Below are 10,326 nucleotides of genomic sequence, written 5' to 3'. Positions count from 1 at the left end.
TAGCGGTTTTAAAAACGCTATTGAAAGCCGTAAAAAAAATTTATAACCGTTGCTGATTTTCAAGATACGCAACTCATGTGAATATCTGATGAAGATTTTCCGAAGTTTGAAAAAAAATTTTTGAGGGGGTCTCGCCTCAATCCGGCAGTCGCCGCCTGTCCCGGCAATCCCTTTAAAATCAAGGGTTTCACCCAAAAGACGGGGCCGATTTTCAGCTTTAAGGGTGTTCCAACAAATAAATCATCCAAGTCCCGATGGTTAAGCACCTAACAAGACTGTATGACGCCGCGCAGGCGGGCTTTGTCCGTGTAGCTCCAGGCTTCAGCCTGCGGGTTTTTTGGAGATTTTATATTTTGGAGTTCCCTAATCTCCCCGATCTGGATGATCCCCCAAAATAATAGGCCCAGACCGGGCGGGATCTGGGCTAATCTTATAGACCAGCTGACGAGTATTGAATGGGAGCGGGCAGGGCAACGAACAGGTGTCAGCCAGTGGAGTTTAAAAGAGCTTTGAAATGAGTTAAAAAGAAGTTAAAACCTTTATTGCTTACTAAGATAATTAACGAATGTGAATATCTTATGAAGATTTGAAAAATTTTCTAAAATTTTTTTGAGGGGTCTGAGTCCCTGAGTCCAGGGCCTCTCATTTTCGCCGAATGCGACACCCAGGGGCTAAAATTAGCTCGAAAAATATAACCAGACCCTCGTGGGTCTGGTTATGGGTTGTTTTTATAAACTGGCTGAGTCCTTGTACAAGAAACGGTTGTAAAAGGCATCAATACAGCCAGCGGTTTTTAAAGGGGCTTTGAAAGAAGTGTACGAACAGGTTTGGAACCTTAGCTGATTATCAAGATAATCGAGAGGTGTGAAAATCTTGTGAAGATTTGCAAAATTTTCCAAATTTTTTACGTGGATTTAGGGGTCCCCATCTTCGGGGCTGCATCCCAACCGGAGCACCCTCCTGGGTGAGATCCGAAGTCCGGGAATGATCCGATGCCATCCCCCCGCCTGTGTGGGTTCTCTGGACCGTTATCCGGCCTAGATTGTAACAGTATAAACGCATGATTTGAGCTAAAATGATGGCCGGGATCTCAGCGGAAGTTGGAGAAGGGCGATCGCCCAATGGTCCCGGAAACCTCAAGCGCTCAAAAAACCGTCCGAGGCAAACAAGCAAGGAACGATAACGAACTGGCTAAACTGTTCTGTGAGGATTGCCTTGTTCCCCTTAATGACTCCCCCCATAAGAAATTAGCGATATGAGAAGACTCCCGTTTGTGACTTTGAGACTGTTATCCCTGGCGATCGCACTCCCAGCAGCAACTCAAACCCTGTGGATTCCTCCGGCGATCGGCCAAGGAGTCGTCAACGCCCGGGCATCCGATTCCCAACCCTTCCCCTCCTTTAATAGTCAGCGACTCGATGAACAACTAATCCGCTATCAGCAGCAGTTGAACCAATCCGGACCTCCAGATATCTTAATCGTCGGCAGTTCCAGAGCATTACAAGGGGTAGACCCCCTCGCCTTAGAACTTGCCTTAGCCCATTATGGACATCCGGGACTGAGAATTTATAACTTTAGCATCAATGGGGCCACCGCCCAAGTGATTGACCTGGTGTTGCGGAGAATTTTGACCCCGGATCAACTTCCTAAACTGATTATTTGGGCCGATGGCGTGAGAGCATTTAATAGTGGTCGTCCCGATCGCACCTATCAAGCGATCCTCGAATCCGAAGGGTATCGCCGCCTCTCCAGTGGGGTGCGCCCCCTGCAAACCCAAGGTTCATCCCCCCCCACGAGAACGACACCGAGGAGACGTCGGCAAAGTTTGGTCCCGGGGGCCTTACCCAAAACCGAACCGCCCCCCCCACTCACCACCAATGATGACCCGCGAGAAGCCCTTGCCACCACCTATCAAGCGATGAATGTCTGGTTTAGTCAGGTCAGAGAAGAAATAGCCGCCACCTACAATGAGGAGGCACAACAGGCAATGTGGATGCGACGGGGGGACCCGGCAGACAGTCGCAACAACCAAAGACCCAGCGCACCCACCCCGGGAACTGGGAGACCCCCCCTGCCCACAATGGAAGCCCTGACTGCCCAGCAGACCCCCAACCAAATGCAACCGACGGGGTTTGTTCCGGTGAGCGATCGCTATAATCCCGAGACCTACTATCGGCGACATCCGCGAGTAGCAGGACAATATGATGGAGATTATGCGGCATTTAGCTTGCAGGGAGCACAGACGAGAGCTTTAGAGGCGATCGCGCAATTTACCAACAGCCAACAAATCCCCTTAGTTGTCGTTAATCTCCCTTTAAATAGCGATTACCTCGACCCGGTGAGAAGTTCATCCGAACAACAATTCCGGAGTCAAATGCAACGGATGGCCACTCAACAAGGCTTTATTTTCCGGGACCTCGGACAACTCTGGCCCACCCAAGATAATTACTTTGCCGACCCCAGCCACCTCAACCGCTACGGAGCCTTTTCCGTCGCCGTAGAACTAGCAGCAGACCCGACCATTCCTTGGGGGAGAGCGAGATAAACTGAGGGGCAATTTTAGGATAATTAGCAACAACTAAAACAGGCACTTTAGGCCATCACTTCACCGATTAGAAACCGGGTTTCTTCACCCAAACTTGGACAAGTTTCCAAAATTTTGGGCAGAAACCCGGTTTCTTGTCCTGAGCAATCTAATCCCTTTCAGCGTTCCCCTCAGTGGCTTGGATTTGCTGCATAACTGATGCTTGAAGTTTCCGCTCAAAATCCGGATCATCGACAGTTGTGATTACCTGACGGGGGCGATCGGCGAGTCTATCCAAATAAGCTCTCAGCGCCAACTTGTCCTCCCGATGCTTGAGAAAATATTGTTTTAATTCTCCATCAGACATCGCCCCATAGTTAACTGGATTCATTAAAATACCTCCCCTTGTGGAGTAATCTGGAATTCTACGTTGTGTAACGACCTCCCCATCCTTTAGAATAGAAGGCGATCGCGCTGGACAATTTGCGCTCGATCTGGTCCATCCACAGCGTTTAGTATTTGAACCAGCCCATGAAACCGTGCCTCGATTAGAGGATGGTGGCATCGATTGGAGTGAAGTCACTCAGGTTTGTATTGTTTGGATAGGGGATTACCATGACTGAAGATCTACATACTTTTTGCCCCGACTGGATTTCGCCACCGGGTGACACGATCGCAGATATCATTGAGGAACGGGAGTGGACCCAGACGGATTTAGCAAAACGTCTCGGATACACGACCAAGCATATTAGCTTATTAATTAATGGTAAAGCGCCGATTACCGAGCAAACAGCACTGAAATTAGAAACTGTCCTCGGCAGTAGTGCCAGCTTTTGGTTGACTCGGGAAGCGCAGTATCGTGCCAAATTAGCCCAACAAGACGGCGCAGAAGAGTTTAGAAACTAGGTAGGTCTCCTGGGGCGATCGCCCGCTATTTTGCCAGAGAAATAGTGATGCGATCTCCAACCCAGGCAACGGGTCAATGATTCCGCTCTTATCTTAACCATGAACGCAGTTAACCACAATATCGAACTGCCATTCGCCCAAATTCAAGGGTTTTGCCAACGCTGGCACATCACAGAATTTGCCCTATTTGGCTCAGTCTTGCGTGATGATTTTCGCCCCGAGAATGATATTGATGTGCTGGTCACGTTTGACCCTCAATTTCGGCGGGGTTTAGCCGAAACAATCCAAATGCGTCAGGAGTTAGAAACCCTTTTTGGTCGGGAAGTTGACTTGATTATCAAACCGGCGATCGTCAACAGCGAAAACTGGCTACGCCGTCAACAGATACTGGAATCTGCACAAGTTATCTATGCCACAAGCGCTAAAATCCCTGATTGAGATTGAAAATCTTGAAGGAAAAATACTCGGTTGGTTATAATAAAAATACCCCCTTACTCCCGTTAACCCATGCAAGCGATCGAATTTAAAACCATTCTCCAAAACGGAACCATTAGCCTTCCGTCGGAATACTCCCAGCAGTGGGAAGGTAAAATCATCCGCGTCATTGTTTTAGAAGACATGGAAAGCACTTCCCCATCACTTGAACCCAACCCCCTCAAAGGAAGCATTTTGTTTGAAGATGACCTGATTTCTCCAATTGATGAGCCTTGGGAAGCAGATCAATGATTATTCTCGACACCCACGCCTGGATCTGGTGGGTCAATGAATCTCCAAAACTGGCCCCGCGCGTTAGGGAAATCATTAACACAGCAGACCAAATCGGAATTTCAGCGATTAGTTGCTGGGAATTAGCGATGCTCGTTTCCAAAGGTAGACTGGATCTATCAATGGATGTACAAATCTGGATTGATTTAGCACTGCAACGCCCTAAAGTAATCCTTTTACCCCTCACACCTGAAATTTCTGTGCTGGCGACTCGGTTACCGGGCAACTTTCACGGCGATCCAGCCGATCGCTTAATTGTTGCCAGTTGTATGGTCCACAAAACTGCCCTGGTTTCCAAAGATGAGAAAATTCAGCAGTGGAGTTACTTACAGGTTATTTGGTCATAAACCCAGCCCAAAATCTTACTACAATGAATAAGCGCCCCAGGTGGACTGTAAAGAGGCCCTCCATCTTTCTCCATGAAGTCATCGGGGTTGCCTTCTTACAAACATTTAGGGCTTATTAAGCACTGGGGCCAAAATAATTGCCTCCCTTCCGATAGTTTTGGCAATAGTTTCAGCGAATAAAAATGGGCAATTTATTTTTCATGACTGCTTATGTTTCGAGCAGCGCCTGACAGATTCCCATAGCAAAAACTCCACCCCAGAGCAGAGCCAACGGCCCCCAGTTACCGAGAACCAACCCTACATACCAAGGTAACAGAGAAAATGTAGCGGGAAAAAAAAGAACACCAAGCAATGCCATTGCGGTTCCCCATTGGTCACCGATAATCCTGAGTGTCCAAATGACCCCCACTATTACAGATACGGCAGAGATGAGAATTCCGAGTATTCCGACTATTGCGAGAACTTTTTTCATATTTTTACTACTTCCCTTATGTCTGTAACTTACTTAGGTAAGTCAACTCAATTGTAGTCACTCAGCCCGAGCTGATTAAAAAAAAGCCCTCTTTAAACAAAGAGGGAATTTTTTAATCCTGTCATTTATTTTTACTCATTTTCAAACTTTCGCTCTTGTAAAAACATCCTATTTTGCTGGTTATTTTCTCTGCTGTTAATTTTTTAAATATATTTATGTCTAAAAAAGTACAAAAATGTGGTAATATGTTTGCTGCAATACAAAAAAAATGCCTATCGGTAAGTTCATGAATCTTAAGGAAATGTTAAATTTCGCCGATCGCCTCGTCTTTGAGAAAACGGGTCGGCATCTTGACGATTTACAGGAAGCGGTCTTGCAAGGAACGCTACAGAGGGAAACGTACAAGCAGATTGCTAAAGAGTTTGACTATTCTGAAAGTAGTGTTAGGAATGCGGGTTCGGAATTATGGCAAATTCTTTCAGAAGAGTTGGGGGAAGATGTCAGTAAAACCAATTTTCGCTCGGCAATGGAGAGGTTGCAATTATCTTTATTTTCATCAAATGTTGCACAAGACTCTGTGCAAATTAGAAACATTAATTTTTGTGCTGAAACGAAACACCCGCTAGATATCCCCCCTTCACCGCCACAGAATCAGGCAAAGGCAAACAACCCACCAACCCAAGCATCTCATCATGATTTAAGCGAGATGCCGGAGTTGGGTGCTTTTTACTCGCGTAGTGGGGAGTTGGAAACGCTTAAAATCTGGATTGTCCAACAGCGTTGTCGTCTCGTTGCGTTGACTGGAATGGGTGGTATTGGCAAAACGAGTTTAGCCGTGCAACTGGTGCAGCAGATTAAAGATGAATTTGAGTCGGTAGTTTGGTGTAGTGTAACCCCATCCCTAACTTTCTCTGAATTTCAAGAACGTCTGATCCAGTTTTTCTGCACATTAGAATCCTCTGAGTCATTGGATGCTCAGTCCAAACCATTGGGTTTGATTAAATATTTACAAAAGCATCGCTGTTTGGTGGTTTTAGATGATGTTCACCATCTTTTCAGCAACGGTGAACTGGCGGGTAAGTATCAAGAGGGTGATGAGGATTATCGCTCTTTCTTACAACAGGTTGAAAAGTTATCCCATCAGAGTTGCTTTCTGTTAATTGGGTGGGAGGCTCCTCGCGAAGTGGCTCCAGATTCTCGCAACAATGGGGCGATTCAGACTTTGCCGTTAGGGGGGTTAGATGGAGCAGGGGCCTGGGAGATTCTTAGAGATTATGGGGTCCCTGAAGCTGAGAACGATTCTGCACTGATTCAGCGTTACCAAGGCAATCCTTTCTGGTTGAAAAGTGTGGCGACTCTGATTCATGACTTGGGAGAATCGGTGAGTGCGGTATTACTTGATGATACTATTTTATTACCCGAATCATTGAAAGAAAGTTTACAGCAGCAGTGGAATCGGTTGTCTAAACTGGAACAAGAGGTGATGTTCCAGTTGGCGGATACGGGAATGCCGGTTACTTTGGCTAAATTAATACAAACTCATACCATAGACCCTTCAGATGTGCTGAATGTAATGCACTCTTTATCGCGACGTTGCTGGGTGGAAAAACGAGACGATCGCTACAGTCTGTCTGTTGTCATGACTCAGTATATCAAGAGTTTCATCCCTTTGTAACCCAGGCAAAATGGCTATCTCTATCTAGTGAAATCTCCCTGCCACGAGGCTTTTAGCCTTTGTCAGCCAGGAAGGGGGGAGAGATTTGTTGGGGATGTCCGATGGGTTGGAAAAAGTTTTTAAAACTCACCGGATTTTCTGAATGGGTTTTGTTTTTATTAAGACGCCGATGATTATAAAGTGTCTATTTTAGAATAATTAATGAAACAATCCTGAAATTTTTATGGGTACTTGTAGGAGGGAATGACCAATTTACCCATACCATTTTCATGTTTAAGCAAGTAGCCTTTGTTGTCTTTTTTGGTTTAGTTTTTGGTACGGTAATTGGGGTGCCACAAGTCCAAAACAATCTCAGTAAGACTACGGAATTTGACAGTTTAAATCATACCAATTGGGTCAGTTCAGTCACTCAACAAAATCCGGATGAGAAAAAATGTACGATTCCTCGGGGTACGGGGAGAAGAGATGACTGTTCTAGTGAAGCATTTACACAATCGATTTCTCTGGAGATGAGAACAGACGCTTTGGCCGGTTAATGAATATCAATTTGAGTGTCATAGTTAAACCCAGTAGATCACCTACTGGGTTTTTTCAGGGGGGGAAATGTAGGGTTGATTCGCGAATCAACCCTACATTTAGATTTTTATGCGTAAGTCCCAGGGATTCAGGGACCCTTACCCTCGCTGATCTCTGTTACAGGGACGGAGGTAGCGATCGCCTCTCAACGAATGCAACAATAGAGTACCTGTTCACTCAATGAAAGACGTTAACTAACTCATGCCTGCTGTTCCTGAATCCCTCTCCGGTAACCAAATCCGCGACAAGTTTCTGAATTTCTATGCCGCTAGGGGTCATCAAATCCTTCCGAGTGCCTCTTTAGTCCCAGAAGACCCCACGGTTTTACTCACCATCGCCGGGATGCTGCCGTTTAAACCCATCTTTCTCGGACAGCGCACTCCGGAATTTCCTCGCGCTACCACGTCCCAGAAGTGCATCCGCACCAATGATATCGAAAATGTGGGACGCACTGCCCGCCATCATACCTTTTTTGAGATGTTGGGCAATTTTAGCTTTGGGGATTACTTCAAAGAACAGGCGATCGCTTATGCCTGGGAACTCTCCACCGAAGTCTATGGACTCCCCAGCGATCGCATTGTCGTCAGTGTCTTCCGCGAAGATGACGAAGCGTTCAATATCTGGCGGGACAAAATCGGCATTCCCTCCCATCGGATTAAGCGGATGGATGAAGCGGATAATTTCTGGGCCTCTGGTCCCACGGGTCCCTGTGGTCCTTGTTCAGAATTGTATTATGACTTTCATCCCGAACTCGGGGATGACAACCTCGATTTAGAAGATGATTCCCGCTTCATCGAATTCTATAACCTGGTGTTCATGCAGTACAACCGGGATGCAGAAGGCAATCTCACCCCGTTGGCAAAACAGAATATTGACACGGGATTAGGATTGGAACGGATGGCGCAAATCCTCCAAAAAGTTCCCAACAATTATGAAACGGACCTGATTTTCCCGATTGTCAAAAAAGCGGCAGATATTGCGGGAATTGATTACGCCACGGCAGACGAAAAAACCAAAGTCTCTCTCAAAGTGATTGGGGACCATTCTCGCGCTGTGGTGCAGATGATTGCTGATGGGATTACTGCCTCTAATATTGGCAGAGGGTATATTCTGCGCCGGTTAATTCGTCGGGTGGTGCGTCATGGACGATTAATTGGGATTCAAGGGGTGTTTACTCCCGAGGTGGCAGAAGCAGCGATCGCCTTGGGAGAAGGGGCCTATCCCAATCTGCGCGATCGCGAGGCAAGTCTGAAGGCGGAACTGCAACGGGAGGAAACTCGGTTTTTAGAAACCCTGGAACGGGGTGAGAAACTGTTAGCAGAACTGATGCAGAAAAACCCCAAAGAAATTCCGGGACGGGATGCGTTTATCCTTTATGATACTTATGGTTTCCCCTTAGAACTGACCCAAGAAATTGCCGAAGAACGGGGAATGACCGTGGAACTGCCCGGGTTTGAGGCGGCAATGGAAGAACAACGGGTGCGATCGCAAGCGGCCCATGAAACCATTGACCTCACAGTACAAGGTAGTTTAGATAAACTCGCCGAACATATTCGCGGGACTGAATTTTTAGGCTATTCTGAACCCGTAACCACCTCAGAAGTGACGGTGATTTTGGTGGGAGGTAACTCTGTTGAGTCTGCTACGGCAGGCGATCGCGTTCAAATCGTCTTAGACAAAACGCCATTCTATGCTGAATCTGGCGGACAAATTGGCGATCGGGGATTTCTCTCGGGTCAAGATAGCTTAGTCCGGATTGAAGAGGTCAAAAAAGAATCGGATTTCTTTGTGCATTTCGGACGGATTGAACGAGGAAGCATCTCTGTAGGCGATCGTATTACCGCCCAAATCGACCGGAGTTGTCGTCGTCGCGCTCAAGCCAATCATACCGCAACGCACTTGCTCCAAGCGGCGTTAAAACTGTTGGTGGATGAAGGAATTTCTCAAGCAGGTTCCTTGGTTGATTTTGACCGTTTGCGCTTTGATTTCAACTGTCCTCGTTCCCTGACTCCCGAGGAGTTAAAACAAATTGAGGACCGGGTAAATACCTGGATTGCGGAAGCGCATCAAGCGCAGGTTGAGACAATGGGACTAACGGAGGCGAAGGCAAAAGGTGCGATCGCCATGTTTGGGGAGAAATATGCCGATGAAGTGCGGGTGATTGATTTTCCTGGCGTTTCAATGGAATTGTGCGGGGGAACTCATGTGAGTAATACCGCTGAAATTGGTGCGTTTAAGATTGTTTCTGAATCCGGGGTTGCTTCAGGGGTCCGGCGGATTGAAGCAGTGGCGGGACCGGCGATTTTGGACTATTTGGAAGTGCGCGATCGCGTGGTTCGGGAGTTAAGCGATCGGTTTAAAGTCAAACCCGAGGAAATCTGCGATCGCATTGATAGTATTCAAGGGGAATTGAAGGCGACCCAAAAGCAATTAGACTCCCTGAAAGCCGAATTAGCTATTGTTAAATCAGACCAGTTACTTGCCGATGCTGAATCCATTGGAGAGTTTAAATTGATTGTGGCTAATCTCGGAGAAGTGGATGCAGAATCGTTAAAAACTGCCGCAGAACGTTTACTGCAAAAACTCGGAAATGGGGCAGTAGTTTTGGGTTCAGTTCCCAGTTCTGATAAAGTTAGTTTAGTCGCTGCCTTTAGCAAAGAAGTGAATGCCAAAGGATTGCAAGCGGGTAAATTTATTGGTGCGATCGCCAAAATTTGCGGTGGTGGTGGCGGGGGACGTCCGAACCTGGCGCAAGCGGGGGGACGGGACCCGAACCAGTTAAAAGAGGCGTTAGATACGGCTAAAACTCAGTTAAAAGACGGGTTGCAGTAAAGACAATCGGGGTGGGCTTTTGTCCACCCTTCTCGCCAATCCCGATGAAGCAAAAGCAGGCGAAGATTGTGATTTGTTTTGTGAGCTAAAGAAACCGGGTTTCTTTCATCAATTTAGGGGATGAGCCAAAAGTTAAGGCAGAAACCCGGTTTCTGAGTCCTTTGCAGGAGGTTAGAAACCGGGTTTCTTTCATCAATTTAGGGGATGAGCCAAAAGTTAAGGCAGAAAC

Annotated in this window: 11 protein-coding genes; 8 read left to right on the top strand and 3 right to left on the bottom strand. The window is 46.9% G+C overall.

What is annotated here, in order from left to right; genetic code table 11:
- A partial coding sequence (locus tag NG833_RS11415; protein ID WP_254565413.1) for a hypothetical protein occupies window positions 1-195 on the bottom strand: 195 nt, incomplete at its 3' end.
- Window positions 196-1,255: 1,060 nt separating this feature from the next.
- Here NG833_RS11415 and NG833_RS11410 point away from each other — a divergent pair.
- Complete coding sequence (locus NG833_RS11410; protein ID WP_254565412.1) at window positions 1,256-2,545, top strand: DUF1574 domain-containing protein; 1,290 nt, start codon at window positions 1,256-1,258, stop codon at window positions 2,543-2,545.
- A 148-nt stretch (window positions 2,546-2,693) separates the two neighbouring features.
- Here NG833_RS11410 and NG833_RS11405 read toward each other — a convergent pair whose 3' ends face one another.
- A complete protein-coding gene (locus NG833_RS11405; protein ID WP_254565411.1) occupies window positions 2,694-2,915 on the bottom strand; it encodes a DUF6887 family protein in 222 nt (73 codons plus the stop codon).
- 224 nt (window positions 2,916-3,139) lie between these two features.
- Here NG833_RS11405 and NG833_RS11400 point away from each other — a divergent pair, with 224 nt between their 5' ends.
- The 4 genes from NG833_RS11400 (at window position 3,140) to NG833_RS11385 (ending at window position 4,542) form a co-directional block, all read left to right on the top strand.
- On the top strand, window positions 3,140-3,430 hold the full coding sequence (locus NG833_RS11400; protein WP_254565410.1) for a HigA family addiction module antitoxin: 291 nt from the start codon (window positions 3,140-3,142) through the stop codon (window positions 3,428-3,430).
- A 99-nt stretch (window positions 3,431-3,529) separates the two neighbouring features.
- Window positions 3,530-3,868, top strand: a complete 339-nt coding sequence (locus NG833_RS11395) for a nucleotidyltransferase family protein (protein WP_254565409.1) — start codon at window positions 3,530-3,532, stop codon at window positions 3,866-3,868.
- Window positions 3,869-3,937: 69 nt separating this feature from the next.
- Complete coding sequence (locus tag NG833_RS11390; protein ID WP_254565408.1) at window positions 3,938-4,156, top strand: hypothetical protein; 219 nt, start codon at window positions 3,938-3,940, stop codon at window positions 4,154-4,156.
- Window positions 4,153-4,542, top strand: coding sequence for a type II toxin-antitoxin system VapC family toxin (locus NG833_RS11385; RefSeq protein ID WP_254565407.1), 390 nt, complete (start codon window positions 4,153-4,155; stop codon window positions 4,540-4,542). The genes NG833_RS11390 and NG833_RS11385 overlap by 4 nt, the downstream gene beginning before the upstream one ends.
- 208 nt (window positions 4,543-4,750) lie before the next feature.
- Here the strand turns inward: NG833_RS11385 and NG833_RS11380 are convergent, their stop codons facing one another.
- Window positions 4,751-5,014 carry a hypothetical protein gene (locus tag NG833_RS11380; RefSeq protein ID WP_254565406.1) on the bottom strand — a complete coding sequence of 88 codons (264 nt, stop codon included), beginning with the start codon at window positions 5,012-5,014 and terminating at the stop codon, window positions 4,751-4,753.
- Window positions 5,015-5,300: 286 nt separating this feature from the next.
- On the opposite strand from NG833_RS11380, the gene NG833_RS11375 reads away from it, so the two are divergent.
- The 3 genes from NG833_RS11375 to alaS all read left to right on the top strand — a co-directional run bounded on the left by NG833_RS11375 (window position 5,301) and on the right by alaS (window position 10,097).
- Entirely contained in the window at window positions 5,301-6,689 is a 1,389-nt protein-coding gene (locus NG833_RS11375; protein WP_254565405.1) for an NB-ARC domain-containing protein, read from the top strand.
- A 269-nt stretch (window positions 6,690-6,958) separates the two neighbouring features.
- Window positions 6,959-7,225: a hypothetical protein gene (locus NG833_RS11370; RefSeq protein ID WP_254565404.1), complete on the top strand. Its 267-nt coding sequence runs from the start codon at window positions 6,959-6,961 to the stop codon at window positions 7,223-7,225.
- A gap of 241 nt (window positions 7,226-7,466) precedes the next feature.
- Entirely contained in the window at window positions 7,467-10,097 is a 2,631-nt protein-coding gene (gene alaS / locus NG833_RS11365; protein ID WP_254565403.1) for an alanine--tRNA ligase, read from the top strand.
- Window positions 10,098-10,326: the final 229 nt, after the last annotated feature.

The sequence above is a fragment of the Oscillatoria sp. HE19RPO genome, from assembly GCF_024220515.1.
Lineage (GTDB): Bacteria > Cyanobacteriota > Cyanobacteriia > Cyanobacteriales > Laspinemataceae > Laspinema.
This window is presented reverse-complemented; position numbering and strand designations above follow the sequence as displayed.